Raw genomic sequence first — 24836 nt, 5'->3', positions numbered from 1 at the left:
CCGCGGGAAGCGGCCGGGTGTGACACGGGATCGGTGCGATCCCGCTAGTTCTTGAAGACGCGCTCCGTGATGGACTTCGATCCGCGGCCCATCGCGATGAGCCCGGACTGGGCGATCTCCTTGATCCCGTAGGGTTCGAGGACCTTCAGGAAGGCGTCGATCTTGCCGGTGTCGCCCGTCACCTCGATGGTGAGCGCGTCGGGCACCACGTCGACGACGCGGGCTCGGAACAGGTTGACCGCCTCGAGCACGTGCGAGCGCGTCTGGTTGTCGGCGCGGACCTTGATGAGCACGTGCTCGCGCTGCACCGAGCTGGACTCCTCCAGCTCGACGATCTTGATGACGTTGACGAGCTTGTTGAGCTGCTTCGTCACCTGCTCGAGCAGTGTCTCGTCCTCGTCCACGACCACCGTGATCCGCGACAGACCGCGCATCTCGGTCGGGCCGACGGCGAGGGACTCGATGTTGAATCCACGACGGGCGAACAGCCCGGCCACGCGGGTCAGCAGACCCGGCTTGTCCTCCACGAGGAGGCTGAGTACGTGACGGCTCATCTCTACTCTTCCTCCCACTCGGGGGCGTGCTCAAGGGCGTACTGGATGTCGCTGTTCGAGGTGCCCTGGCGGACCATCGGCCACACCATCGCATCCGAGCTCACGACGAAGTCGATGACCACGGGCCGGTCGTTCGTCTCGAGGGCGAGGCGGATCGCGTCATCGATCTGATCCTCGCGCTCGACGCGGATCGCGAGGCAGCCGTAGGCGTCGCCGAGCTTCACGAAGTCGGGGATGCGCGCACTCCCGTGGCCCGTGTTCAGCTCGGTATTCGAGTAGCGACCGTCGTAGATGAGGGTCTGCCACTGCCGCACCATGCCGAGGGACGAGTTGTTGATGATCGCGACCTTGATCGGGATGTTGTTCACCACGCAGGTGGCGAGCTCCTGGTTCGTCATCTGGAAGCAGCCGTCGCCGTCGATCGCCCACACGACGCGGTCCGGTTCTGCGACCTTGGCGCCCATCGCGGCGGGGACCGCGTAGCCCATGGTGCCCGCACCGCCCGAGTTGAGCCACGCGTTCGGACGCTCGTACTTGATGAACTGGGCGGCCCACATCTGGTGCTGGCCGACGCCCGCGGCGTAGACACCCTCGGGGCCGGTGAGCTCACCGATGCGCTGGATCACGTGCTGCGGGGAGAGGAGACCGTCGCTCGTCGGCTGGTAGCCGAGCGGGAACTTCTCCTGCAGCAGGTGCAGGCGCTCCCACCACGGCGAGATGATCGCGCACTCGCGGCTCACCTTCGCGGTCGAGACCGCGGCGATGAGGTCCGCGATCACCTCGGCGGCGTCGCCCACGATCGGCACATCGGCCGCGCGGATCTTGCCGATCTCGGCCGGATCGATGTCGGCGTGGATCACCTTGGCGTCGGGGGCGAACAGCGCCGCCTTGCCGGTGACGCGGTCGTCGAAGCGCGCGCCGAGCGTGATGAGCAGGTCCGACTCCTGCAGCGCGAGCACCGCGGGCACCGTGCCGTGCATGCCGGGCATACCGAGGTGCTGCGGGTGCGAGTCGGGGAAGACACCGCGCGCCATGAGGGTGGTCACGACGGGAGCGCCGACGAGCTCGACGAGCTGGAGCAGCTCCTCGGAGGCACCGGCGCGGCCCACACCGCCGCCGACGTAGAACACCGGTCGCTGCGCCTGCGAGATGAGGTCGGCGGCCGCCTGGATCTGCTTGCTGTTCGCCTTGGTGATCGGGCGGTACCCCGCGAGATCGACCCGCGGATCCCACACGAAGTCGACGAGGCCCTCCTGGGCGTCCTTCGTGATATCGACGAGCACCGGTCCCGGCCGCCCCGTCGAGGCGAGGTGGTAGGCCGCGGCGATCGCGCCCGGCACCTCCTCAGGGCGGGTCACCAGGAAGGAGTGCTTCGTGATCGGCATCGTGATCCCCACGATGTCGGCCTCCTGGAACGCGTCCGAACCCATGAGGTGCGAGAACACCTGGCCGGTGATCGCGAGCAGCGGCACCGAGTCCATGTAGGCGTCGGCGATCGCCGTCACGAGGTTCGTCGCTCCGGGGCCGGAGGTGGCGATGCAGACGCCGACCTTGCCCCCGGCCGCCGCGAAGCCTTCGGCGGCGTGCCCGCCGCCCTGCTCGTGGCGGACCAGGACGTGGTGAAGATCCGACGCGTCCATGAGCGCGTCGTAGAGCGGCAGCACGGCGCCGCCGGGAAGCCCGAAGACGTCGGTGACACCGAGCGCCTCAAGGCTGCGGACGACCGCCTGGGCACCGGTCATCCGCTCCCCACGCGGTTCGGCGGCTGTTGATTGAACTGGCACTGCACTCGATTCCGAGGTCATGTCTGGCTTTCTCAGTTGAGGATGGGGCGGTTCACGCCGCGGCGTGGCAACACCAGGGGCCTGCTGCGCAGGCGCAACAGGACTAGCCCGTGATCGCGCCCTCGGAGGCGGAGCGGACGAGCTTGGCGTACTTTGCCAACACGCCGCGCGTGTAGCGCGGGGGAAGCGGGGCCCAGGATTCTCGACGGGCCGCGAGCTCGGCGGGGTCTACCAGCAGATCGAGCGTTTGGGAGGCGATATCAACCCGAATCAGGTCACCGTCGCGCACCAGAGCCACCGGACCGCCATCGGTGGCCTCGGGGGCAATGTGGCCGATGCACAGGCCGGTTGTGCCGCCTGAGAATCGTCCGTCCGTCAATAGTAGTACATCTTTTCCGAGCCCTGCGCCCTTGATGGCGGCGGTGATCGCGAGCATCTCGCGCATTCCCGGTCCTCCCTTCGGACCCTCGTACCGGATCACGACGATGTCGCCCTTGCCGATCTTGCCCTCGGTCAGCGCGTCCATCGCCGCCCGCTCGCGCTCGAACACCCGCGCAGGGCCTTCAAAGAGCTCGGCGTCGAAGCCCGCGGTCTTCACGACGGCGCCCTCGGGCGCCAGCGTGCCGTGGAGGATCGTCAGGCCGCCCGTGGCGTGGATCGGATCATCGAGCGTGTGCACCACGTCGCCGTCGAGCGGGTCGGGGTTCAGCTCGGCCAGGTTCTCGGCCATGGTCTTGCCGGTGACGGTCATGACGTCGCCGTGCAGGAGGCCTGCGTCGAGCAGCGCCTTCAGCACGACGGGCACACCGCCGTGGCGGTCGATGTCGGCCATCACGTACTTGCCGAACGGCTTCATGTCGGCGAGATGGGGCACCTTCGCGCCGATGCGGTTGAAGTCCTCGAGCGTGAGGTCGACCTCGGCCTCGCGAGCGATCGCGAGCAGGTGCAGCACGGCGTTCGTCGATCCGCCGTAGGCCATGAGCAGCGCGATCGCGTTCTCGAACGCCTTGCGGGTCATGATGTCGCGGGCGGTGATGCCGAGGCGGAGCATGTTGACGACGGCCTCGCCGGAGCGATGGGCGAAGTAGTCGCGACGGCGGTCGGCGCTGGGCGGTGCGGCCGAGCCGGGCAGGCTCATGCCGAGCGCCTCGGCGATCGACGCCATGGTGTTCGCGGTGTACATGCCGCCGCAGGCGCCCTCACCGGGAGCGATCGCGCACTCGATGCGCTTCAGATCCTCCTCGCTCATGGTGCCGGCCTTGCACGCGCCGACCGCCTCGAAGGCGTCGATGATGGTGACCTGCTTCTCGGTGCCATCGGTGAGCTTCACCCAGCCGGGTGCGATCGATCCGGCGTACAGGAAGACGGACGCGAGATCGAGTCGGGCCGCGGCCATGAGCATGCCGGGGAGCGACTTGTCGCAGCCGGCGAGCAGCACGGAGCCGTCGAGCCGCTCGGCCATCATGACCGTCTCGACGGAGTCGGCGATGACCTCGCGGGAGACGAGCGAGAAGTGCATGCCCTCGTGACCCATCGAGATGCCGTCGGAGACGGAGACGGTGCCGAACTGGAGCGGGTACCCGCCGCCCGAGTGCACGCCCTCTTTCGCGCCCTGCGCGAGCCGGTCCAGGCTCAGGTTGCAGGGGGTGATCTCGTTCCAGGAGCTGGCGATGCCGATCTGGGGCTTGTCCCAGTCCTCATCTCCCATGCCCACTGCACGGAGCATGCCGCGCGCAGCGGCCTTCTCGATCCCGTCGGTGACGTCGCGACTACGCGGCTTGATGTCGATCTCTGCCATTGTCCCATTCTATGCCCACGCCACATGCTCGAGCGGTCACGATGGACCGGCGCGGCCGGGGCGGGAACGACGAAGCGGCGCCGCCGGGCTATCGCCCCGCGGCGCCGCTCGGATCCGTCGCTTACTTCCCGATGGCGGGCAGCAGCGTGAACGGCACCACGAAGCCGATGATGGTGGCGGCGAGACCGCCGGCGAACACCCAGAGCTCCGCCGCACCGAGGCTCGGCTGGATCCCGTAGCTCATGAGGATGAAGCCGCCCACCACGAGCACCATCGAGAGCACGAACACCACCGCGGTCACGGCGCTCACCGCGCCCTGCGAGCTCTCTTCGAACAGCCCCTGGGTATTCTGCTTCGCCATCCTGGCCTCTCCTCGTGTGGTTCGTGTCCGGTACGTCGTGAGCCCCGGTCCTCGGCCTGGGCCACCGTGCGCGCACGATGCATCCGGCCGCCCGGGTGACGGACCCAGCGTATCGCATGGCGGGGCGTTAGGCTGGGGTCACACCGTCTCAGCGAAGGAGTCCTCGTGTCGATCGGCAAGTACGTGACCAACCCCGGGGTCATCGGGGCCGCAGCGGGCGCCCTCGGCACCGCCCGCAAGACGCAGGGCATGCGCAATGACTGGCGCCGCCTGCTTGTGTGGGGCGTCTGGCTCGCGGGTCTCGCCCTCGCGATCGCGAGCGTGGCCATGCAGGAGACCGATACCGAGTACGAGAGCGAGCTCAAGTCCCGCCGTTAGAGGGTAGATCGGGCGGCCCGCGCGGCGCCCCCTGATGCGCGACACGCGCGGGAGACGCGGAAGTTCCCGCCCGAATTTGAAGCGGCTCGCGCCCCATGCTAACGTTGCTATGTTGCTCAGCGAGCAGCAGGCGCCTCTAGCTCAATTGGCAGAGCAATTGACTCTTAATCAATGGGTTCTGGGTTCAAGTCCCAGGGGGCGCACCGGCAAGGCCCGTGGTCGTTACGATCCCGGGCCTTTCGTGTCCCACGCGACCGGAGGTCCCATGCAGCAGCCCACCGCCCCCTCTGCCGATCTGGCATTCGCGCTCGAACTCGCGGACCTCGCGGACCGCATCTCGCTCCCCCGGTTCCGGGCCGCGGATCTCACGATCGACACGAAACCCGACCGCACGTTCGTCACCGATGCGGACCGCGCCGTCGAGGACGCGCTCCGCGAGCGCATCGCGGCGGAGCGCCCCGGCGACAGCTTCTTCGGCGAGGAGTCGGGCCGCGAGGAGCGCGGCGAGCGCCGCTGGATCCTCGACCCCATCGACGGCACGTCCAACTTCCTGCGCGGCGTCCCCAACTGGGCGACCCTCATCGCCCTCGAGGTCGCCGGTGAACCGAGCGTCGGCGTCGTCTCGGCGCCCGCGTTCGGGGAGCGCTGGTGGGCCGAGATCGGGCACGGATCCTGGGGGCAGAAGGCGGGCGAGGTCCCGCGGCGGCTCGCCGTCTCCGGGGTGCCCGAGCTCGAGCACGCGTCGCTCAGCTTCCAGAGCATCCAGCAGTGGGACCTCGCGGGCTATCTGGAGCCGCTCATCGCGCTCAGCCGCGCCGTGTGGCGGGATCGCGGGTACGGCGACATGTGGTCGTACATGCTGCTCGCCGAGGGGCTCCTCGACGTGGTCGCCGAATTCGACGTGAAGCCCTACGATCTCGCCGCGCTCGTGCCGATCGTGCGCGAGGCCGGCGGGCGGTTCACGGATATCGACGGCGCGGAGACCGCGTGGAACGGGAGCTCCCTCGCGACCAACGGACGGCTGCACGCGGCCGTGATCGACGTGGTCGCGGCGGCCCGGCCCGGCGCCGGGGTGGTCTGATGCCCGCGGGCTCCGCGCGGTCCGGCCGCTGGTCGCGGGCCGCTGGTTTTGCGCTCGCGGGTGATGCGGCGCTCGTTCTCCTGTTCGCGGGGCTCGGGCGCAGCAGTCACGCGCGCGAGGCGACGCTCCTCGGCCTCCTCGAGACCGCCTGGCCGTTCCTCCTCGGCCTCCTCATCACGTGGGTGTCGGCGCGCATCTCGCAGCATCCGCTCGCCCCGGTGCGCTCCGGTGTGCCCGTCTGGATCGGCACGGTCGGGATCGGGCTGCTGCTCCGCGCCATCACGGGCGCCGGCACCGCGCTGCCGTTTGTGCTCGTCTCGATCGGTACGCTGGCGCTGCTCCTCGTCGGCTGGCGCCTCATCGCGGCGCTGATCCTGCGGCTTCGCGCGCCGAGGGCCTGAGAGCCCCCGCTACGCGCGATCCCGCAGCAGCGACCCGGGCGGGAGCCCGAGCGTCCACTCGCAGACGTCGCTGACGAACCGGGTGTAGGCGGGCTCCTCGAACGTATCCGAGGCGTTGACGTACACCGAGAATCCGTCGATGGCGACGAAGATCCGGACGCACGCCGCGAACGGATCCCCGGTGCGGAACTCCCCCGCGGCGACCCCCGCCTCGATCAGCGCCTGCATGCGCTCCCGGTCGACGGCCTCCTGCTCGGCGAGCACACCGGCGAGTACGGCACTGAAGCGGCCGAGATGCCGGGCGTTCAGCCACAGTCGGGCCAGATCATCGGCTTCGCCCGTGGTCACCCGGCGCACGAGCCGCGCGAGCCGCTCCGTGGGGCCGCCGGCGGTCGAGAACAGCCGCTCCCGCTCCCCCGTGACCGCACGGGCGAACGCCGCCGCGACGAGATCCTCGGCCGCGGGAAAGTAGTGACTGATGAGCCCCGGCCGCACCGCGAGGCGGTCCGCCACGGCGCGGAGGGTGATCCGCTCGAGGCCGTCGTCGAGCGCAATGCGCGACGCCTCCTGCAGGATCTCCGCGCGACGCTCCTCCGGCCGTTTCCTGGCGCGGGGCGTCGGGCTGGTCATGCGCTCCATCGTATGGGAGAAGTGTCCAGCTCGGATGCGGCCCGCGTCCGCAGATCCCGGAGGGACACACAGGTGGGGCGCACGCCGGGCACAGCGCCCGCCCCACCTGAGACTAGTTCGCGAGCTTCGCGAGCGTTTCGGCGACGCGGTTCGAGAAGCCCCACTCGTTGTCGTACCAGGACGACACCTTGACGAGCCGACCCTCCACGCGCACGAGCTCCGAGTCGAACACCGACGACGCCGGGTTGCCGACGATATCGGAGGAGACGAGCGGATCCTCGGAGTACTCGAGGATCCCGCGCAGACGACCCTCGGCCGCCTCGCGGTACGCCGCGCGGACCTCGTCGACGGTCACGTCGCGGCCGACCACGGCGGTCAGCTCGACGATGGAGCCGACCGGCACCGGCACGCGGATCGAATCGCCGCTGAGCTTGCCGTCGAGCTCGGGGAGCACCTTGCCGATCGCACGAGCCGCGCCCGTCGACGAGGGCACGATGTTCAGCGCGGCGGCGCGGGCGCGACGCGGATCCGAGTGCGGGCCGTCCACGAGGCTCTGATCCTGCGTGTACGCGTGCACCGTCATCATGAACCCCTGCTCGATCTCCGCGAGCTGGTGCAGCACCTGGGCGAGCGGCGCAAGGGCGTTGGTGGTGCAGGAGGCGTTGGAGATCACGAAGTGACTGTTCGGCACGTACGCGTCCTCGTTCACCCCGCGCACGAGCGTGACGTCGGAGCCCGAGGAGGGCGCGCTGACGAGCACCCGACGCGCGCCGGCCTCGAGATGCTGGCGGGCGTCCTTCGCCTTGGTGAAGCGTCCGGTCGACTCGAGCACCGCATCGATCCCGAGCTCACCCCAGGGCAGCTGCGACGGATCGCGCTCGGCGAGGATCTTGATGCGGCGGTCGCCCACGACGAGCTCGTCGCCCTCGACGTGCATGCGGGTCGCGGCCCGACCGTACACCGAGTCGAAGTTGAAGAGCTGCGCGAGTGCGGCGCCATCGGTCAGGTCGTTGATGGCGACGAGTTCGAGGTCGCTCGACTGCTCGAGCAGTGCACGCAGCACCCCCCTGCCGATTCGCCCGAACCCGTTGATTGCAATACGACCGCTCATGACCGCCCTTTCTGTTGTGCCACCAGGATCCCGCGATCGGAACCCTCCGTACCAGTGGCACCAATGCCACCTATCGAAAGGATCTCGCCAAGTTGCTATTCGCCCCGGGTGAAGGTGCGGCGGTACTCCGAGGGGGTGGTGCCGAGGATCCGTCGGAAGTGGAGTCGGAGGTTCACGCCGGTGCCGAGTCCGACGGCCGTGGCGACCGCGTCGATGCCCAGTTCGCTGTTCTCCAGCAGCTCCCGCGCGAGGTCGAGCCGGGCGCGCATCACCCACTGCATGGGGGTGTACCCCGTCTCCTCCGTGAAGCGCCGCGACAGGGTGCGCTCGGAGACCCGGGCGTGGGCGGCCAGGCGAGCGATGGTGAGCGGCTCGTGGAGCCGGTGGAGCGCCCACTCCCTCGTGCCGGCGAGCCGCTCGCCGGTCTGCGCCTCCGGCACGCTGCGTCGCACGTACTGGCCCTGCCCGCCGCTGCGGTAGGGCGCGGCGACAAGCCGGCGCGCCGCGTGGTTCGCGGCCGACATGCCGAGGTCGGCGCGGAGGATGTGCAGGCAGAGGTCGATCCCGGAGGCGGCGCCCGCCGACGTCAGGACCGAGCCCTCGTCGACGAACAGCACGCTCTCATCGACCCGCACCTCGGGGAACTGCGCCGCGAACGCGCGTGCGTAGTGCCAGTGGGTCGTCGCACGCTTGCCGTCGAGCAGACCCGTGGCCGCGAGGGCGAAGGCACCGGTCGAGATCGCCGCGAGCCGCACTCCGCGCTCGTGCGCGGCGATGAGGGCATCGAGCAGCACCTCGGGCGGCCGCTCGCGATCGGGCTTCCGCGTGCCGGGCAGGAACACGAGATCATCGGCCCGCAGCGCCTCGAGCGCCTCGAGCCCCTGGTCCACGGAGTATGACAGCCCGTCGCCGCCCGGGATCAGCCCCGGCGCGACGCCGCAGACACGCACCTCGTAGGGCATGCTCGCCCGGGTCGCGAAGACCTGGGCCGGGATCCCGACGTCGAGCGGTTTGGCACCCTCGCGCACCACCACCGCGACCCGTCTGATCGAGGTCACCGCACCACCCGGAACGTGTCGACGGCGGGATCGACCGCGCCTCGCACGTACCCGATCGGGGAGGCCGCGACCGACCGGAGGAACTCGATGGTGTCGAGGCCGATCGTCTCGCCCGGGGTGACGTTCGGGATGCCGGGAGGATACGCCGCGAGCGAGTCGGAGGACACCCGACCGACCGCTTCCGTATACGGCACGACCTCGCTCGCCGCGAAGTACGCATCACGCGGGCTCATGCGGCGCTCCCCCGACCGCGGCAGCCGCAGCGCCGCGCGGGAGCTGTCGTCGTCGACACGCGCATCCCTCGCGCGTCCGGCGGACGCGACGATCGTGTCGAGGGCCGCGGCGAGGCGCTCGGTGTCGAGGTCCTTGCCCGGACCGAAAAATGCGACGACGGCGCGGACCGTGGCGATCTCGACGAAGATGCCGAACTCCTGCGCGAGCCGGGAGCGCACGTCGTACCCCGAGATCCCGAGCGCACTCACGTCCACCGACACCCGGAGCGGATCGATCTCCACGATGTCGGGGAATGCGCCGAAGGAGTCGCTCGCGGCGCCGAGGACCGGATGATTCTGGAGCCACACGGTGAAGCCGCGCGCGAGGTCGATGCTCCGCTCGATGAGGTCCGCGCGGGTCACGAGGGCGCGCCGCGCGACGTCCAGCGAACCGAGCAGCAGCGAACTGGCGCTGGTGGTCTGCGTCAGCCGGTGCGCGCGCTCGAGCAGGGGGCGGAGGCGCTCGGCGAAGGGCCCGGGGGCGAGGTGCAGCATCGCGGACTGGCTCAGGCTGCCGCCCATCTTGTGGGTGCTCGTCACCACGATGTCGGCGCCCTCGGCGGTGGGGAACGCGGGCAGTCGATCGTGGAACCCGAAGTGCGCCCCCCACGCGGCATCCACGATGAGCGGGATCCCGCGCGCGTGCGCAACCGCCGAGAGCCCGCGGATGTCGCTGACCGCGCCGAAGTAGCTGGGAGAGATCACGTACGCGGCCGCGATCCGCGAGCCGGTCGCCTCCGCGGCGTCGAGAGCGGCCGCGATGCGCTCGGGCGTCACCCCGTGGTTGATCCCGAGCGCATCATCGATGCTGGGGTCGACGAAGTGCGGGGTGAGACCGGACACGATGAGGCCATCCAGCAGGCTCGAATGCGCGCTCCGCTGCGCCACGATCCCGTCGCCGACCGCGAGCCCCGCCGCGGCGACGATCGCCATGCGATTGCCCTGGGACGAGCCGTTCGCGAGGAACCAGCACCGCTCCGCACCCCAGGCGTCGGCGGCGAGCGCCTCGGCCCGGTCGAACGGGGTGTCGACCCCCGAGTCGATCCCGTCCACGAGTTGCGGGATGTCCATCTCGATCGCCCGCTCCCCGGCGAAGGCGGCCAAGTCCTCGGAGAGCCCCTCGTGCGTGCCCGAGTGGCTCGGCACCATGAACATGAGGGGCGACCGCGCGGCGTGCGCGTCGAGCGCGTCCGCGTAGGGGGCGCTCAGATGCTCCTCGTGGGTGAACCGACGTGACTGCAATGCTTCCTCGAGTGCTCGCGTGCGAATCGTGCTGGGACGCGGGCGTTGCGGGCATCCACCGGACAGCACCAGCGTAGCGACCCGGTCGGGCGCGCAACAAGGGGCGGACACGCCGAAGGCCACCCTCGCGGATGGCCTTCGGTGCTCGATCGCCGTGTGTGAGGTGACGCCCGTCGTGGAGCCGCGGGGAATCGAACCCCGGTCCACTTCGACGATTCCGTGCCTTCTACGAGTGTAGTTCGTGATTGCGTTCTACTCGGCCCCGCCCTTTGCCACGAACACCTAGTGCGACAGGCCCAGTCTCAGTGAAAGTCCCGGTGCGCCCAGAGACGCAACGCACCAGCAAGCCCCCTAAATGACGCCAGGAAACCGGGGCGGAGGCACACCCGGCCTGACGGACTCGGTCTCGTGCTTAGGCAGCGAGAGCGAAGTCGGTGCGCTTAGCGTTAGCACCTATTGTTTGCGGAGAGCGTTTACGAGATAACTCCGCGTCCTCGACCCGCTTCTCACAGTCTCAAATCGACGTGTCGAAACCGATCGGCCCCGTGAGCAGGATCCCATCGACGTGACCGCCGATGCCGCCCTGCGCAGGGCATTCACTTCACACACTGTTGAATTACCAAATCCCGACTGTGCCGGGCCCTCCAGAATACCACGGGGCCGGCCTCACCGGCCAGCCCCGTGGTACTCCGAACGCTCAGCCCCGCGCGCGGGGCACCAAACGCTCGAGCTGCGTGACGTGCGCGGGCGTCAGCTCCTCGAGGGAGGACACCTCCAGCAGCTTCATGGTGCGCACGACCTGGTCGGCGAGGATCGCGATCGCGCGGTCCACCCCGGCGCGGCCGCCGGCCATGAGCCCGTAGAGGTACGCGCGCCCGATGAGTGTGAACTTCGCGCCGAGCGCGATCGACGCGACGATGTCGGCCCCGTTCATGATGCCCGTGTCGATCGTGATCTCGGTGTCCTTGCCGACCTCGCGGGCGACCTCGGGAAGCAGATGGAACGGGATCGGAGCGCGGTCGAGCTGGCGCCCGCCGTGGTTCGACAGGATGATGCCGTCGACCCCGAGGCCCGCGAGCTTCTTCGAGTCCTCGACGTTCTGCACGCCCTTCACGACGAGCTTGCCCGGCCACATGCCGCGGATGATCTCCAGATCCTCGAAGGAGATCGACGGATCCATCGCCGAGTCGAGCAGCTCTCCGACCGTGCCGCCCGTGGTCGACAGCGAGGCGAATTCGAGCTTGGGCGTCGTCAGGAAGTCCCACCACCACCAGGGGCGCGGGATCGCGTTCGCGATGGTGCCGAGGCTCAGCTGCGGCGGGATCGAGAAGCCGTTGCGCTTGTCGCGCAGGCGCGCACCGGCGACCGGGGTGTCGACGGTGAACATCAGGGTGTCGAAGCCGGCCGCGGCGGCCCGCTCGACGAGCCCGTAGCTGATCTCGCGCTCGCGCATGACGTAGAGCTGGAACCAGTTGCGGCCGTGCGGGTTCTCTGCCTTCACGTCCTCGATCGAGGTCGTGCCGAGCGTCGACAGCGTGAAGGGGATCCCGGCGGCCGCAGCCGCGCCGGCGCCCGCGATTTCCCCCTCCGTCTGCATGAGCCGGGTGAAGCCCGTGGGGGCGATCCCGAACGGCAGGGCGGATGGCCCGCCGAACACCGTCGTGCTCGTGTCGACGTTCGAGACGTCGCGCAGGATCGACGGGTGGAACTCCACGTCCTCGAAGGCCTGGCGTGCCCGCGAGAGGGAGAGCTCGCCCTCCGCGGATCCGTCGGTGTAGTCGAAGGCGGCCGCGGGAGTGCGCCGCTTGGCGATGGCGCGCAGGTCGTAGATCGTGAGCGCGCTGTCGAGCCGGCGCTTCTTGCCGTTGAACTGCGGCTTCTTGAACTGCATGAGATCGAGCAGCTCGGCGGGGTTGGGGAATTGGCGTGTGACCATGGTGGGACCTATCGGGGCAGATATTCGATGACGTGCGACGACCGCGTGACGACCTCGCGGACGGCCCCGAGTTCCGGGGCGAGCTGGCCGAGCGCGCGGGCCTGGATCAGCAGGTTGCCCATCGCGGTGGCCTCGGTGGGGCCCGCGACGACGCGCAGGCCGGAGCGGTTGGCGGTTGCCTGGCACAGCAGGGTGTTCTGCGAGCCGCCGCCGACGAGATGGATGACCGACACGTCGTGGTCAGCCAGACGCGAGGCCTCCCGCACGGCCTCCGCGAAGGCCTCGGCAAGGCTCTCGATGATGCAGCGCACCACCTCGGCCCGGGTCTCGGGCACCCGCTCGCCGCGCCTGCGGTACCAGGACCGGATCCGCTCGGGAATGTCCCCCGCGGGGAGGAACGCCGGGTCGTTCACGTCGAACACCGGCACGTCGGAGGGCACCCGCGCGGCCTCGGCGAGCAGTTCGCCGAGCAGGCTGGAGCGCTGCGCGTCGGTGGCACCGGGCTCCCAGTGCCGCAGCGACTCCGAGAGCAGCCACAGCCCCATCACGTTGTGCAGGAACCGGGTGCGGCCGTCGACGCCGCCCTCGTTCGTGAAGTTCGCCCGTCGGGCGTCGTCGGTGAGCACGGGGGCGTCGAGCTCGAGGCCGACGAGCCCCCACGTGCCGCACGAGATGTAGGCGAAGTCGCGACCCGAGTTCGGGATCGCCACCACCGCCGACGCCGTGTCGTGCGATCCGACGGCCACGACGTCGAGCGCCCGGCCGACGGTGCGCGCGACGTCGGCGCTGAGGGTGCCGATCGGGGTGCCGGCGTCGACGAGCCGCGGCAGCAGGCCGGCCGGGATCCCGAGCCGCGCCGCGAGCTCCAGGTCCCACTCGCCGGTGCGCGCGTCGAGCAGCCCGGTCGTCGAGGCGTTGGTGCGCTCGGCGACCTGGGCGCCGGTGAGCCAGAAGTTCAGCAGGTCGGGCACGAGCAGGAGACGGTCGGCGAACGCGAGCATCTCCCCCTCGGTCGCGAGCTGGAACAGGGTGTTGAACGTGAGGTGCTGCAGGCCGTTGCGGGCGTAGAGCTCCTCAGCGCTCACGAGCTGGTGGACCGCAGCGACACCGGCCTCGTTCCGGGCATCGCGGTAGTGATACGGCGTGCCGAGCAGGCGGTCGCCTCGGAACAGCCCGTAGTCGACGGCCCAGGAGTCGATCCCGACGCTCGCGATCTCACCGGGTGCCTCGCGCTCGGCGGCCGCGAGCCCGAGGGTGACCTGGCGGTACAGCTCGAGCAGGTTCCAGTGCATGCCGTCGGGGGTGTGCACCGGGTCGTTCGCGAAGCGGGCGATGTGCCGGGTCTGTAGCACACCGTCCTCGAGACGGCCGACGATCACTCGCCCGCTGGTGGCGCCGAGGTCGACCGCCGCGACGGCGCTCGGGGTGGCGGTCATCGGAGGAACGCTGCTGCCACACCCGAGTCGACGGGGATGTGCAGTCCGGTGGTGCGGGTGAGCTCGGGGCCGGTGAGCACGTAGACCGCATCGGCCACGTTCTCGGGGACGACCTCGCGCTTCAGGATCGTGCGGTTCGCGTAGAACTGGCCGAGATCCTCCTCGTTCACGCCGTATGTCGCGGCGCGGTTCGCGCCCCAGCCCGAGGCGAAGATGCCGGATCCGCGCACCACACCGTCGGGGTTGATGCCGTTGACGCGCACGCCGTGCTCGCCGAGCTCGACCGCGAGCAGTCGGACCTGGTGGGCCTGATCCGCCTTCGTCGCCGAGTAGGCGATGTTGTTGGGGCCGGCGAACACGCTGTTCTTGGAGGAGATGTAGATGATGTCGCCGCCGAGGCCCTGGGAGATGAGCGCCTGAGCCGCCGCCTTCGACACGAGGAACGAGCCCTTCGCCATGACGTCGTGCTGCAGATCCCAGTCCTGCTCCGTCGTCTCGAGCAGGGGCTTCGAGAGCGAGAGTCCGGCGTTGTTCACGACGAGATCGACGCCGCCGAAGGCGAGGATCGCGGCGTCCATCGCGGCCTGCACGGCATCGGCGTCGGCGACGTTCGCCGCCACGCCCACCGCCACGTCGGTGGAGCCGAGTTCGGCCGCCGCGGCCCGCGCCTTCTCCAGATCGAGGTCCGCGACCACGACGCACGCGCCCTCGGCCGCGAGCCGCGTCGCGATGGCCTTGCCGATGCCGGAGGCGGCACCGGTCACGAACGCGATCCGGCCCTGGTGCGACTTCGGCTTCGGCAGCCGCTGCAGCTTCGCCTCCTCGAGCGCCCAGTACTCGATGCGGAACTTCTCCGCGTCGCTGATCGGGGCGTACGTCGAGAGCGCCTCGGCGCCGCGCATCACGTTGATCGCGTTGAGGTAGAACTCCCCCGCGACCCGAGCGGTCTGCTTGTTCGCGCCGTACGAGAACATGCCGACTCCCGGGATCAGCACGATTAGCGGGTCCGCGCCGCGCATTGCCGGGCTGTCGGCGTCGGCGTGCGCCTCGTAGTAGGCGCGGTAGTCGGCGCGGTACGCCTCGTGCAGCTCCTGCAGGCGGGCGATCTGCTCGTCGACCGTTGCCGTGGCGGGTAGGTCGAGCACGAGCGGGCGCACCTTGGTGCGCAGGAAGTGATCCGGGCAGCTCGTGCCCAGTGCGGCCAGCTGCGCGAGCTTCTCGCGCGACAGGAAGTCGAGCACCGCGTCGTCGTCGGTGAAGTGGCCGACCATCGGCTTGTCGCGCGAGGCGAGGCCGCGGATCGTCGGGGCGAGGGCCGCCGCACGCGCGCGGCGCTCGGCCTCCGGCAGCGCCTCGAAGCCGGTGACGACCGGGCCGAACGGCTCGGCGGCACCGTGCTCGGCGATGTACGCCGCCGCCGTGTCGATGATCCACAGCGAGTTGCGCTCGCACTCCTCGCTCGTGTCGCCCCAGGCGGTGATGCCGTGGCCGCCGAGGATGCACCCGATCGCGTCGGGGTGAGCCGCCTGCAGCGCCGAGATGTCGAGACCGAGCTGGAAGCCGGGGCGGCGCCAGGGCACCCACAGCACCTTGCCGCCGAAGATCTTCGCGGTGAGCGCCTCGCCGTCGGCGGCCGTGGCGATCGCGATGCCGGAGTCCGGGTGCAGGTGGTCGACGTGCGCGACGTTCACGAGGCCGTGCATCGCGGTGTCGATCGACGGCGTCGCGCCGCCCTTGCCGTGCAGGCAGTAGTCGAACGCGGCCACCATCTCGTCCTCGCGGTCGAGCCCCGGGTACACGTCCACGAGCGCGCGCATGCGGTCGAGGCGCAGCACCGAGAGGCCGGCCTCCGTCAGCGTGCCGAGGTCACCGCCCGAGCCTTTGACCCACATGAGTTCGACGGACTCACCGGTGACGGGATCCGTCGCACCGCCCTTGGCCGAGGTGTTGCCACCCGCGAAGTTCGTGTTCTTCTTGTCGGCGCCGAGTCGGTTCGAGCGGGTGATGAGTGCCTGTGCGGTGGGGTCCGTGTGCGTCATTGGCGGCCTTTCAAGCTCGGAGTATGCGTCCACGATAGACACAGTTGCTTTCGAAGACAAGATCATAGCATTTCATTCGAAAGCAAATGAGTTTTCATTCGCAGGCGTCCGCAGGTGTCGGACGTCGATCTCCCGGGTAGAGTGAGCAATCATGATCCGAACTGCACCAGAGCGACGCGAGCGCATCCTGGGGTTGCTCGAGGGCCAGGAACAGGTGCCCGTGGGGGCCCTCGCCGAGGCCCTCGGGGTCTCCGCCGTCACCATCCGCAAGGACCTCGACCACCTGGTGGACAGCGCACTGGTGGAACGCCTGCGCGGTGGCGCGCGCCTGCGCTCGTCCGAGGAGGGGCCGTGGGCGGTCCGACTCGGGCACCGCGTTGCCGCGAAGCGCGCGATCGCGCGGCGAGCTGCGGAGCTCATCGGCCCGAACGCCGTCATCTCACTCGATTCATCATCGACGGGCTACTACCTCGCGCTCGAACTCGTCGACCGGGCCGACATTACGGTCGTGACGAACTCCCTGCGCGTGGCGACCCAGCTCGCAGAACGCAGCGAGCTCTCCGTGGTCCTACTCGGGGGCAGCGTGCGGCGAACGGCGTACTCGACGGTGGGGTTCCCACCCGAGCTGCTTCGCGGCTACGGCAGGATCGACACCGCATTCTTCGGAGCCGCCGCGCTGTCGATTGAGCACGGTCTCCTCGAGCGCTCGTTCTCGGAGGCCGAGACGAAACGCGCGATCGCCGCGACGGCGCACCGGGTGGTGGGGCTCTTCGACTCGTCGAAGTCCGAGGGTTTCGGGCAGCACAGCGTCGTACCCGCGTCGGCGGTCGCGCATCTCGTGACCGACGACGGGTTCTCCGAGTCGACCGCTGAGGCGTGGCGCGCCCACGGTGTGGCCGTGGACCGCGTTCACGTGCCGGCGGGGTCGACGGCCCCGTAGTCGCCCTCGCCTCGGAGAACGCGAGTCCGGGCCCCGCGGCGCGCCTCGCCCGCATGGCTCCAGACCCGCGCGCCCGAGTGCACCGTGCAATGCGGTCTTGGTTGTGCTATCACTGAATAAGTAACAGTTTCGAACATAGCCAGATCAGAGGAGATCAGCATGGAGCAGCACGCAACCGCGACCAGTCCGGCCGTGATCACGGGGGGTGCACGCGGTCTCGGCTACTCGCTCGCCAGTGCGCTCGCCGCGACAGGAACATCGGTCGCCCTCCTGGACGTGCTGCCGGAGGTCTCGGACTCGGCGACGAGGCTGGCCGACGAGCACGGAGTCTCCGCCGTCGGCCTCCGCGTCGACGTCACGGATCAGGCCGCGGTAGCCGCAGCCTTCGCGGAGGCCGCGGATCAGCTCGGCACTCCGCGCACCCTCATCACCGCGGCCGGCATCACCGCGTGGAATGATTCGGTCGACGTTTCAGCAGAGGAGTGGCGTCGCGTCATGTCGGTGAATCTCGATGGGACGTTCTTCGCCAGCCAAGCGTTCGCTCGCAGCCTCCTGCGCGATGGCCTCACCGGCAGCGCGGTGCTCGTGGCGTCGATGTCCGGATCGATCGTCAACGTCCCGCAGTTCCAGGCCTCCTATAACGCGTCAAAGGCCGCAGTGGCGCACCTTGCCAAGTCGCTCGCCGTCGAGTGGGCCCCCTCAGGGATCCGCGTCAACTCCATCTCCCCGGGGTACTTCCTCTCGGATATGACCCGACAGTTCACCGAGGCGAATCCTGAGCTCGCCCGGGACTGGATCGCACGGATCCCGGCCGGACGCATGGGCGAACCGGCCGATCTGCACGGCCTGGTGCTCTTCCTGGCCTCTGCGGCTTCGACCTACATCACGGGTCAGGACCTCATCATCGACGGCGGGTACACCGCCATCTAGGGCCCTCCGGCCGACGAGCTATCGGATCTCCCCGACGAGGTCGCGATACGGGTCGAGCCGCGGATCGCTCGGTCCCAGGTCCGTGACGAGCACATCGATCTCACTGAAATCGAATGATCGGAACCGCGCCTGGGTGCCGAGCTTCGATGCGTCGATCGCGAGGACGAGCCTGCCGGATCGGGCGGCGAGCGCACGCTTGTAGGACACCTGCGCGAGGGTGTTCTCGCCCGCGCCGACTCCCGGATCGAGGCTCATCGTCGAGACGAAGGCGGTGCCGATCAGGAAGTGCGACAGCGCAGCTTCCGCGAGCGGGCCGACCAGCGAGTCGTTCTGCACCTCCTGCTCGCCACCCGTGAGGAAGACCTGGATGCCGTCGCGGCCCCGCAACGCTTCGAACGCGGGAAGCCCGTTGGTGATCACCGTCACCCCGCGCAGTTTGGTCAGCCGCTCCGCGAACACGCTGATGGTCGTCGATGAGTCCAGCGCGATGACGGAGTCCGACTCGACGAGATCGAGCATCTTCATCGCGATGGCGTCTTTTGCCGTGGCATTGAGGTGGCGGCGATGCCGAAAGCTGTCTCCGCGGAGTGCGATGATCCCCCCTCGCACCCGCTTCGCGATGCCCTGATCGACGAAGTACTCGAAATCCCGGCGCACGGTCATCGGGTGCACGCCCCACTCGCCGGCGGCGTCGTTGACGAGCAGCGACCCATCCCGGGTCAGCCGCTCCGTCATCGAATCGCGGCGTCGCTCGGTATCGAACGTACTGTTTACCACCATCGGCGCTGCACTCCTTTGCCTTCGGCGCCGACCGCTCCGGGCCGCACCGCTCTGCGCTCATTCTAGATGCTCGCGTAAAAATTACATTTGGTGTGAGAAGCAACAGGATATAACATTGCTTCGACACACGATGGAAACCTCACAAGGACGTGATCCGCACATGCAAGCCCCCTCCGCAGCCCTTCCAGAGCGACGCGCCTACGCCGCCGTCGACCTCGGGGCGTCGAGTGGACGCGTGGTGCTCGGCGTCCCGGACGGCGATGCGGGCTGGCGCTTCACGGAGGTGCACCGCTTCGCGAACGAGGTGTCCGAGATGGAGGGCGTCGACGTCTGGGACGTCGAGCATCTGTACGCCGAGACGCTCGTCGGTCTGCGCCGCGCCGGAGCGACGTGCGAGTCCGAGGGATATCGCCTGGCCGGGATCGGAGTGGACTCCTGGGGCGTCGATTGGACCCTGGTCGACGCGGACGGGCGAGCGGAGCTGCCCGTTCGCAGCTACCGCGGCGCGCCCGATCCCGCGCCGGTCGTCGCCGGGCGGCCGCTCTCGGTCGAATCGGTATACGCTCTCTCCGGGATCCCCGACCACGCGATCAACACGGCGCTTCGTTTGAGCGCGGAGTCGACGCTCGGAACGGCGGACGGACGGACGCTCCTCTTCGTGCCGGACCTCTGGGTCTACTGGCTCACGGGGAAGACCGGCACGGACCCCACCATCGCGTCGACGAGCCAGCTGCTGCGGGCGGATACCCCGGCATTCACTCCGGAACTGTCCTCGGCGGTCGGGGTCTCGAATGACGCGCTCCCCCGCGTGCACGCCGTGGGGTCGGTCGTCGGCCCGCTCACCTCCGAGGCGCGCAGCGCGACCGGCCTCGGCGCCGAGGTGACGGTATTCCGCTGCGCGGGGCACGACACGGCCGCGGCGTTCGCCTTCGCCGATCCGTCTCGCGACGGCGTCGCAGAGGTCCTCATCTCCAGCGGCACCTGGTCACTCGTCGGGGCCGCGCTCGCCGCTCCACTCACCACCGAGGAAGCGCGGCTGCGGGGGTTCTCGAACGAACACGGCGCCACCGGCACACTGCTGCTGCAGAATCAGACCGGATTGTGGATCCTGCAGGAGTGCCTGCGAGAGTGGGGATCCCCCGATCTCGCTTCGCTGCTCGAATCCGTACAGCGTCTGCCGTTCGATCCCCGAACCTTCACCACCTCTGCGCCCGAACTGTTCGGAACCGGGCCGATGGAGACGCGCGTGCGCGCGCTCTGCATCGCGGCCGGTCGCGCGCTGCCGAACGGCCGCGTCAGCGTCGTGCACGCGATCATCGACAGTCTCGCCGCGGCCTACGCGTCCGGTGTCCGCGACACTGTCGCGCTCACCGGGGTGCAGCCCGCACGCATCCGCATCGTCGGCGGAGGATCCCGCAACGATCGACTGTGCCGTCTCACCGCGGAATTAACTGGCCTCCCCGTCATCGCCGGGCCGGCCGAGGCGACCGCGATCGGCACCGTCGCCATCCAGGCGGCCGCAGACGGCGCAGTCTCGCATCCCGCCGAGGTGTTCGACGCTCTCGATGACGCCCACGTCCGCCACTACCCGACGACCGACACCGCACTCGTCAAGGAGACCCCCGCATGACCGACACTGCCCACTCTCGTATCGCAGAGATCGTGGACCTCACCCGACGCGCCGGGGATCCCGAACGCGAGTTCGCCATCCTCGCAGAGGGCAACACCTCGCTCCGCACGGCCGATGATCGCATGCTCGTGAAGGCCACGGGCACCTCGATGAGCGAAGCCGGGCCCGAGAGTTTCGTCGAGGTCGACCTCCCGAGCTATTGGGCGGCGATCGACGAGGGACCCGAGGGTGACGACGAGTTCGTGCGCGAGCTCTTCAGTCGAGCCACCACGTGGGGCCGCGGGCGACCTTCCGTGGAGTCCGTGCTGCACGCCGTCTGCCAACGTCTGGACGGCGTCGATGCCGTCTTGCACACCCACCCCGTGCCGGTGAACGCGCTGCTGTGCTCGGATCGCGCCGATCTGCTCATCGAGGGCTCGCTGTTCCCCGACCAGATCGTCGTGATGGGGCGCCACCCGCTGATGGTCCCCTATATCGATCCCGGCCTGCCCCTTGCCCGCGCGGTATCCAACGCCCTGCGCGAGCACATCGATCGGCACGGCGAGCGCCCGCGCGTGATCTACCTGCGCAACCACGGAGTGTTCGCGCTCGCGGGATCCGCCGAAGAGGCGCTCTCGATCACCCAGATGACCGTCAAGTGCGCGGAGGTCCTCGGCGCGGCACTGTCGATCGGAGGCCCGGTGTTCCTCTCGGACGCACACGCCTCGCGGATCGACACCCGCCCCGACGAGCTGCTACGGCGCACGATGCTGGCGGGCGAAATCGGATGATCACACATCGAACGACGCCGGATCCAGAACGGCGCACAGGGAAGGGGCGAGCAATGGAACAGCTTGCTGGAACAACCGCAGTGGTCACGGGGGCGAGCTCCGGGATCGGCCGCGCCTACGCGCGGGCACTGGCCGACGCGGGGGCGAGCGTCGTTCTCGTGGGTCGGAACGCGGAGCGGCTGCGCCAGGTCGCGCAGTCGCTGCCCGGGGAGCACTTGGCCGTGCCGGTGGACGTGTCCGCCGACGGCGGCGCATCGGAGATCATCGGTGCCGCGACGGACCGCTTCGGCAGCATCGACGTGCTCCTCGCCAACGCCGGCCTCTATCTTCCGGGCGATTTCGCCGAGGCCGACCTCGCGGAGGTGCGCGCCCTGCTCGATGTCAACGTCTTCGGCGCCATGGCGCTGGTCCGCGAAGCGCTGCCCGCCATGATCGCCGCCGGCTCCGGCGACATCATCGTCACGAGTTCGGTGTCGGGGCATCAGGCAATTCACTGGGAGCCCGTCTACTCGGCATCGAAGCACGCCATGCAGTCGTTCACCCACGGCGTGCGACGCCAACTCGTCGGGACCGGGGTTCGCATGGGTGCGATCGCCCCGGGCGTCGTCCTCAACGAGCTCTGGGGCATCGGTGAGGACGCGGCCACGGAGATTGCTGCCGAGATCGCCGCCGCCAGGGGCATCGACTCGACGGATGTCGCCGAAGCAGTCCTTTTCATGCTGACCCGTCCTCGCCACGTCAACATCCGCGACCTGGTGATCCTCCCCACCTCACAGGAGATTTGAGACATGACATCCACAGCCCAGCGCGAGCCGCTGCTCCAGGCGAGCGGCATCGTGAAGTCCTTCGGTCACGTCCGCGCGGTGCGCGGCGCCGACTTCACCGTCTACCCCGGCGAGATCGTCTCGCTCATCGGCGACAACGGTGCCGGCAAGAGTACGCTCGTCAAGATGCTCGCCGGCGCCATCCGTCCGGACTCGGGAGAGATCCGCTTCGACGGCAAGCCGGTCGCCTTCGAGAACCCGCACGACGCCCGCCGCTACGGCATCGAGACCGTCTATCAGGACCTGGCGCTCGCGCAGGATCTGGATCCCGCGGCGAATCTCTATCTGGGCCGTGAGCTGATGCGCAGCGGCGTGCTCGGTGCACTCGGGTTCCTCGACCGCAAGCGCATGCTCGACACCGCCGAGCGCGAGATGTCGGATCTCGGGGTCAAGCTCAAAGACATCACCGCTCCGGTCGCCGAGCTGTCCGGCGGACAGAAGCAGTCGGTCGCCGTTGCCCGCGCGGCCATGTGGGCGAAGCGGATCATCTTCATGGATGAACCCACCGCGGCTCTCGGCGTGGTCCAGACGAAGCAGGTGCTCGAGCTCATCCGCCGAGTGCGCGACGCCGGCATCGCCGTCGTCCTCATCAGCCACAACATGCCTCAGGTGCTCGAGGTCAGCGACCGAGTCGAGGTGCTCCGGCTCGGTCAGCGCGTCGCGACGTTCGACGCGGCCACCACCTCCGTCGATGATCTCGTCGCGGCGATGACGAGCGGCGAGAAGGAAGGGAAGTAACCATGATCGCCCCCAATGAGGAGACCATGTCCACCGCCGTGATCGGCTCCGCAGATCTGTACCAGCGTCCGCCGTTCTGGCGACGAGTCGTGACGAGCGACACCTTCCGCCTCTTCCTCGCCATGGTGTCGCTGGTGATCGTGTTCGGTGTGCTGCGTCCTGGAGCCTTCTTCACCGTCAACAACTTCATCAACCTGCTCACCGACGCGGCGATCCTGCTCGTGATGGCGGCCGGGGCCACCTACGTCATCATCACCGCGGGCATCGATCTCTCGGTCGGCGGCGTGCTGGTCTTCTCCAGCGTGACCGCCGCCATGACGATGTCTGCGATCGGTGACGGCTCGCCGCTGACCCTGCTGATCGGACTCGCGGTCGCCCTCGTGTCGGGGGCCGCGTGGGGCGTGGTGAACGGGCTGCTCGTCGCGAAGGCCAAGATTCCGGCGCTCATCGTCACCCTGGCCACAATGGGAGCGTCGCTGGGCGCCGCCCTGCTGCTCACGGGCGGCGTCGATGTCCGCAACGTCCCGTTCGAGCTGGTCGACACGATCGGCTCCGGCCGGATCCTCGGTGTTCCGATCCTCGCCGTGATCGCACTCGTCGTCGCGATCGTCTTCGGGATCATTCTGGCGCAGACGCGCTTCGGCCGTTACACCTACGCGGTCGGGTCGAACGCCGAGGCGCTCCGGCGCACGGGCGTCAACGTCGACCGACACCTGGTCAAGGTCTACATGATCGCGGGCCTTCTCGCCGGTCTCGCGGGCTACCTCTCCGTTGCGCGTTTCGCGACCACCACCCTGGGCGGGCACTCGACCGACAATCTCTCCGTGATCACTGCGGTGGTCATCGGTGGCGCGAGCCTCTTCGGCGGGCGCGGGCTGATGATCGGCACGGTCATCGGCGTGTTCATCCCGGTCATCCTGCAGAACGGCTTCGTGATCCTGAACGTCAGCCCGTACTGGCAGCAGATCGCCGTCGGGGCCGTTCTGCTCGGCGCCGTGTACCTCGATCAGATGCGCAGACGCAAGAACAACCGCTAACCTCCACTCTCCGATTCACCACCCATCACCCACGAAAGGCACTCATCCATGAATATCGTCAAGCGCAGCGCGGCGCTTCTCGCGGTCTCGGCTCTGGCCGTCTCGCTCGCCGCCTGCACCACCGGAAGCCAGCAGTCCGAGGCGGCAAACGAGGAGTCGAGCGGAGCCTTGAGCACCGCGGATCTCGCCGGCAAGACCATCGGATTCATCCCCGGCGTCAACGACCCGTTCTACATCTCCATGCAGTGCGCCATCGAAGACGCTGCGGCCGAGTACGACATGGAGGTCGCCGCCCAGATCCCCGGCCAGTTCGAGGCCGCGGTGCAGACGCCGATCGTCAACTCGATGGTCGCCACGAAGCCCGCCGCCCTGCTCATCGCTCCCACGGACGGCAAGGCCCTCGAGCCGCCGCTGACCCAGGCGGTCGAAGCGGGGATTCCCGTCGGCCTGGTCGACACCACGCTCGACGACCCGTCGCTCGCGTTCACCTCGGTCGCGACGGACAATGAGCAGGGTGGCGCGGCCGCGGCCGACGCGCTCGCCGAGCTCGTCGGCAACGAAGGCAAGGTGCTCGTGATCGCGTTTAAGGCCGGCGCGTCGACCTCCGATGCCCGCCAGAAGGGCTTCGAGGATCAGATCGCCACGCACGAGGGCATCGAGTACCTCGGCGCGCAGATCAACGACAACGATCCCGCGAAGGCGGCCTCGATCGTGCAGGCGGCGCTCGCGGCGAACCCCGATCTCACCGGCATCTTCGCGACCAACCTGTTCGCCGCGCAGGGAGCCGCGACCGGCCTCCGTAATGCGAACGCGCAGGGCACCGTGAAGATCGTCGGCTTCGATGCCGGCGCGACCCAGGTCGAGCAGCTCGAACGCGGCGATGTGCAGGCCCTCGTCGCTCAGAAGCCGAGCGACATCGGCACGCAGGCCGTCGAGCAGGCCGTCGCCTACCTCACCGGCGGCGACGTGGTCGCCGAGATCGGCACGGAGACCGTGGTCCTCACCGCGGACAACCTCGACAGCATGCAGGACGCCATCTACAAGGAATCCTGCGGCTAGTCACCCCGGGGCGGCCGGTTCCCCGGCCGCCCCTTCCGGGCACCGTC

General features: G+C 69.2%; 23 protein-coding genes, 1 tRNA gene and 1 other RNA gene. 12 read left to right on the top strand and 13 right to left on the bottom strand.

Annotation, left to right across the window (positions count from 1 at the left end; all coding sequences use genetic code 11):
• Nucleotides 1-44 precede the first annotated feature (44 nt).
• From ilvN to MUN76_RS00430, 4 genes are all read right to left on the bottom strand, one after another.
• Nucleotides 45-554 carry an acetolactate synthase small subunit gene (gene ilvN / locus MUN76_RS00445; RefSeq protein ID WP_244686177.1) on the bottom strand — a complete coding sequence of 170 codons (510 nt, stop codon included), beginning with the start codon at nucleotides 552-554 and terminating at the stop codon, nucleotides 45-47.
• 2 nt (nucleotides 555-556) lie between these two features.
• A complete protein-coding gene (locus MUN76_RS00440; RefSeq protein ID WP_244686176.1) occupies nucleotides 557-2296 on the bottom strand; it encodes an acetolactate synthase large subunit in 1740 nt (579 codons plus the stop codon).
• 145 nt (nucleotides 2297-2441) lie between these two features.
• The gene (ilvD, locus tag MUN76_RS00435) at nucleotides 2442-4136 is read right to left on the bottom strand and encodes a dihydroxy-acid dehydratase (RefSeq protein ID WP_244686174.1); all 1695 of its coding nucleotides are present in this window, start codon (nucleotides 4134-4136) and stop codon (nucleotides 2442-2444) included.
• Nucleotides 4137-4257: 121 nt separating this feature from the next.
• Nucleotides 4258-4497, bottom strand: a complete 240-nt coding sequence (locus tag MUN76_RS00430) for a hypothetical protein (protein ID WP_244686172.1) — start codon at nucleotides 4495-4497, stop codon at nucleotides 4258-4260.
• 165 nt (nucleotides 4498-4662) lie between these two features.
• On the opposite strand from MUN76_RS00430, the gene MUN76_RS00425 reads away from it, so the two are divergent.
• The 4 genes from MUN76_RS00425 to MUN76_RS00410 all read left to right on the top strand — a co-directional run bounded on the left by MUN76_RS00425 (nucleotide 4663) and on the right by MUN76_RS00410 (nucleotide 6357).
• Nucleotides 4663-4875 (top strand): hypothetical protein, encoded by a 213-nt coding sequence (locus MUN76_RS00425; protein ID WP_244686170.1) that lies wholly within the window; start codon nucleotides 4663-4665, stop codon nucleotides 4873-4875.
• 130 nt (nucleotides 4876-5005) lie between these two features.
• A tRNA-Lys gene (locus tag MUN76_RS00420) sits at nucleotides 5006-5078 on the top strand.
• A gap of 62 nt (nucleotides 5079-5140) precedes the next feature.
• Nucleotides 5141-5956, top strand: coding sequence for an inositol monophosphatase family protein (locus MUN76_RS00415; protein WP_244686168.1), 816 nt, complete (start codon nucleotides 5141-5143; stop codon nucleotides 5954-5956).
• Nucleotides 5956-6357, top strand: a complete 402-nt coding sequence (locus MUN76_RS00410) for a DUF3054 domain-containing protein (RefSeq protein WP_244686167.1) — start codon at nucleotides 5956-5958, stop codon at nucleotides 6355-6357. Before MUN76_RS00415 ends, MUN76_RS00410 begins: the two co-directional genes overlap by 1 nt.
• Nucleotides 6358-6366: 9 nt before the next feature.
• Here MUN76_RS00410 and MUN76_RS00405 read toward each other — a convergent pair whose 3' ends face one another.
• The 8 genes from MUN76_RS00405 to MUN76_RS00370 form a co-directional block, all read right to left on the bottom strand.
• Nucleotides 6367-6987: a TetR family transcriptional regulator gene (locus tag MUN76_RS00405; RefSeq protein WP_346730400.1), complete on the bottom strand. Its 621-nt coding sequence runs from the start codon at nucleotides 6985-6987 to the stop codon at nucleotides 6367-6369.
• Nucleotides 6988-7099: 112 nt separating this feature from the next.
• Nucleotides 7100-8098, bottom strand: a complete 999-nt coding sequence (gap, locus tag MUN76_RS00400) for a type I glyceraldehyde-3-phosphate dehydrogenase (protein ID WP_244686163.1) — start codon at nucleotides 8096-8098, stop codon at nucleotides 7100-7102.
• 95 nt (nucleotides 8099-8193) lie between these two features.
• Nucleotides 8194-9147, bottom strand: coding sequence for a GlxA family transcriptional regulator (locus MUN76_RS00395; RefSeq protein ID WP_244688583.1), 954 nt, complete (start codon nucleotides 9145-9147; stop codon nucleotides 8194-8196).
• A gap of 5 nt (nucleotides 9148-9152) precedes the next feature.
• Complete coding sequence (locus tag MUN76_RS00390; protein ID WP_244686161.1) at nucleotides 9153-10670, bottom strand: aminotransferase class I/II-fold pyridoxal phosphate-dependent enzyme; 1518 nt, start codon at nucleotides 10668-10670, stop codon at nucleotides 9153-9155.
• A 173-nt stretch (nucleotides 10671-10843) separates the two neighbouring features.
• Nucleotides 10844-11215, bottom strand: a transfer-messenger RNA (tmRNA) gene (ssrA, locus tag MUN76_RS00385).
• A 152-nt stretch (nucleotides 11216-11367) separates the two neighbouring features.
• The gene (locus MUN76_RS00380; RefSeq protein ID WP_244686159.1) at nucleotides 11368-12606 is read right to left on the bottom strand and encodes an alpha-hydroxy acid oxidase; all 1239 of its coding nucleotides are present in this window, start codon (nucleotides 12604-12606) and stop codon (nucleotides 11368-11370) included.
• An 8-nt stretch (nucleotides 12607-12614) separates the two neighbouring features.
• Complete coding sequence (locus tag MUN76_RS00375) at nucleotides 12615-14042, bottom strand: rhamnulokinase (RefSeq protein ID WP_244686158.1); 1428 nt, start codon at nucleotides 14040-14042, stop codon at nucleotides 12615-12617.
• Complete coding sequence (locus tag MUN76_RS00370; RefSeq protein WP_244686156.1) at nucleotides 14039-16081, bottom strand: bifunctional aldolase/short-chain dehydrogenase; 2043 nt, start codon at nucleotides 16079-16081, stop codon at nucleotides 14039-14041. Before MUN76_RS00370 ends, MUN76_RS00375 begins: the two co-directional genes overlap by 4 nt.
• Nucleotides 16082-16232: 151 nt before the next feature.
• Here MUN76_RS00370 and MUN76_RS00365 point away from each other — a divergent pair, with 151 nt between their 5' ends.
• Together MUN76_RS00365 and MUN76_RS00360 are read left to right on the top strand one after the other, a co-directional pair.
• Nucleotides 16233-17021 (top strand): DeoR/GlpR family DNA-binding transcription regulator, encoded by a 789-nt coding sequence (locus MUN76_RS00365; RefSeq protein WP_244686154.1) that lies wholly within the window; start codon nucleotides 16233-16235, stop codon nucleotides 17019-17021.
• A 159-nt stretch (nucleotides 17022-17180) separates the two neighbouring features.
• Nucleotides 17181-17951, top strand: coding sequence for an SDR family oxidoreductase (locus tag MUN76_RS00360; protein WP_244686153.1), 771 nt, complete (start codon nucleotides 17181-17183; stop codon nucleotides 17949-17951).
• Between the two features lie 18 nt (nucleotides 17952-17969).
• Here MUN76_RS00360 and MUN76_RS00355 read toward each other — a convergent pair whose 3' ends face one another.
• The gene (locus MUN76_RS00355) at nucleotides 17970-18731 is read right to left on the bottom strand and encodes a DeoR/GlpR family DNA-binding transcription regulator (protein ID WP_244686151.1); all 762 of its coding nucleotides are present in this window, start codon (nucleotides 18729-18731) and stop codon (nucleotides 17970-17972) included.
• 160 nt (nucleotides 18732-18891) lie between these two features.
• Here MUN76_RS00355 and MUN76_RS00350 point away from each other — a divergent pair, with 160 nt between their 5' ends.
• Genes MUN76_RS00350 through MUN76_RS00325 form a run of 6 tightly spaced genes read left to right on the top strand, consistent with a single transcriptional unit; the run spans nucleotide 18892 to nucleotide 24789 of the window.
• On the top strand, nucleotides 18892-20361 hold the full coding sequence (locus MUN76_RS00350; RefSeq protein ID WP_244686149.1) for a rhamnulokinase: 1470 nt from the start codon (nucleotides 18892-18894) through the stop codon (nucleotides 20359-20361).
• Entirely contained in the window at nucleotides 20358-21131 is a 774-nt protein-coding gene (locus MUN76_RS00345) for a class II aldolase/adducin family protein (protein WP_244686147.1), read from the top strand. The genes MUN76_RS00350 and MUN76_RS00345 overlap by 4 nt, the downstream gene beginning before the upstream one ends.
• Before the next feature lie 53 nt (nucleotides 21132-21184).
• The gene (locus MUN76_RS00340) at nucleotides 21185-21916 is read left to right on the top strand and encodes an SDR family oxidoreductase (protein ID WP_244686145.1); all 732 of its coding nucleotides are present in this window, start codon (nucleotides 21185-21187) and stop codon (nucleotides 21914-21916) included.
• Nucleotides 21917-21919: 3 nt separating this feature from the next.
• On the top strand, nucleotides 21920-22693 hold the full coding sequence (locus MUN76_RS00335; protein WP_244686143.1) for an ATP-binding cassette domain-containing protein: 774 nt from the start codon (nucleotides 21920-21922) through the stop codon (nucleotides 22691-22693).
• Between the two features lie 2 nt (nucleotides 22694-22695).
• A complete protein-coding gene (locus tag MUN76_RS00330; protein WP_244686141.1) occupies nucleotides 22696-23730 on the top strand; it encodes an ABC transporter permease in 1035 nt (344 codons plus the stop codon).
• Between the two features lie 48 nt (nucleotides 23731-23778).
• A complete protein-coding gene (locus MUN76_RS00325) occupies nucleotides 23779-24789 on the top strand; it encodes an ABC transporter substrate-binding protein (protein ID WP_244686139.1) in 1011 nt (336 codons plus the stop codon).
• Nucleotides 24790-24836 lie beyond the last annotated feature (47 nt).

Source organism: Leucobacter rhizosphaerae (assembly GCF_022919175.1).
In the GTDB taxonomy this organism is placed as follows: Bacteria; Actinomycetota; Actinomycetes; order Actinomycetales; family Microbacteriaceae; genus Leucobacter; species Leucobacter rhizosphaerae.
This window is presented reverse-complemented; position numbering and strand designations above follow the sequence as displayed.

Excerpts from the sequence above, each read along its gene's own strand:
- MUN76_RS00325 (WP_244686139.1), top strand. The coding sequence starts at position 23,779 with ATGAATATCGTCAAGCGCAGCGCGGCGCTTCTCGCGGTCTCGGCTCTG.
- gap (WP_244686163.1), bottom strand. The coding sequence starts at position 8,098 with ATGAGCGGTCGTATTGCAATCAACGGGTTCGGGCGAATCGGCAGGGGG.
- ilvD (WP_244686174.1), bottom strand. The coding sequence starts at position 4,136 with ATGGCAGAGATCGACATCAAGCCGCGTAGTCGCGACGTCACCGACGGG.
- MUN76_RS00340 (WP_244686145.1), top strand. The coding sequence starts at position 21,185 with ATGGAACAGCTTGCTGGAACAACCGCAGTGGTCACGGGGGCGAGCTCC.
- MUN76_RS00410 (WP_244686167.1), top strand. The coding sequence starts at position 5,956 with ATGCCCGCGGGCTCCGCGCGGTCCGGCCGCTGGTCGCGGGCCGCTGGT.
- MUN76_RS00365 (WP_244686154.1), top strand. The coding sequence starts at position 16,233 with ATGATCCGAACTGCACCAGAGCGACGCGAGCGCATCCTGGGGTTGCTC.
- MUN76_RS00415 (WP_244686168.1), top strand. The coding sequence starts at position 5,141 with ATGCAGCAGCCCACCGCCCCCTCTGCCGATCTGGCATTCGCGCTCGAA.
- ilvN (WP_244686177.1), bottom strand. The coding sequence starts at position 554 with ATGAGCCGTCACGTACTCAGCCTCCTCGTGGAGGACAAGCCGGGTCTG.
- MUN76_RS00430 (WP_244686172.1), bottom strand. The coding sequence starts at position 4,497 with ATGGCGAAGCAGAATACCCAGGGGCTGTTCGAAGAGAGCTCGCAGGGC.
- MUN76_RS00440 (WP_244686176.1), bottom strand. The coding sequence starts at position 2,296 with ATGACCGGTGCCCAGGCGGTCGTCCGCAGCCTTGAGGCGCTCGGTGTC.
- MUN76_RS00350 (WP_244686149.1), top strand. The coding sequence starts at position 18,892 with ATGCAAGCCCCCTCCGCAGCCCTTCCAGAGCGACGCGCCTACGCCGCC.
- MUN76_RS00360 (WP_244686153.1), top strand. The coding sequence starts at position 17,181 with ATGGAGCAGCACGCAACCGCGACCAGTCCGGCCGTGATCACGGGGGGT.
- MUN76_RS00375 (WP_244686158.1), bottom strand. The coding sequence starts at position 14,042 with ATGACCGCCACCCCGAGCGCCGTCGCGGCGGTCGACCTCGGCGCCACC.
- MUN76_RS00335 (WP_244686143.1), top strand. The coding sequence starts at position 21,920 with ATGACATCCACAGCCCAGCGCGAGCCGCTGCTCCAGGCGAGCGGCATC.
- MUN76_RS00405 (WP_346730400.1), bottom strand. The coding sequence starts at position 6,987 with ATGACCAGCCCGACGCCCCGCGCCAGGAAACGGCCGGAGGAGCGTCGC.
- MUN76_RS00370 (WP_244686156.1), bottom strand. The coding sequence starts at position 16,081 with ATGACGCACACGGACCCCACCGCACAGGCACTCATCACCCGCTCGAAC.
- MUN76_RS00355 (WP_244686151.1), bottom strand. The coding sequence starts at position 18,731 with ATGGTGGTAAACAGTACGTTCGATACCGAGCGACGCCGCGATTCGATG.
- MUN76_RS00345 (WP_244686147.1), top strand. The coding sequence starts at position 20,358 with ATGACCGACACTGCCCACTCTCGTATCGCAGAGATCGTGGACCTCACC.
- MUN76_RS00380 (WP_244686159.1), bottom strand. The coding sequence starts at position 12,606 with ATGGTCACACGCCAATTCCCCAACCCCGCCGAGCTGCTCGATCTCATG.
- MUN76_RS00330 (WP_244686141.1), top strand. The coding sequence starts at position 22,696 with ATGATCGCCCCCAATGAGGAGACCATGTCCACCGCCGTGATCGGCTCC.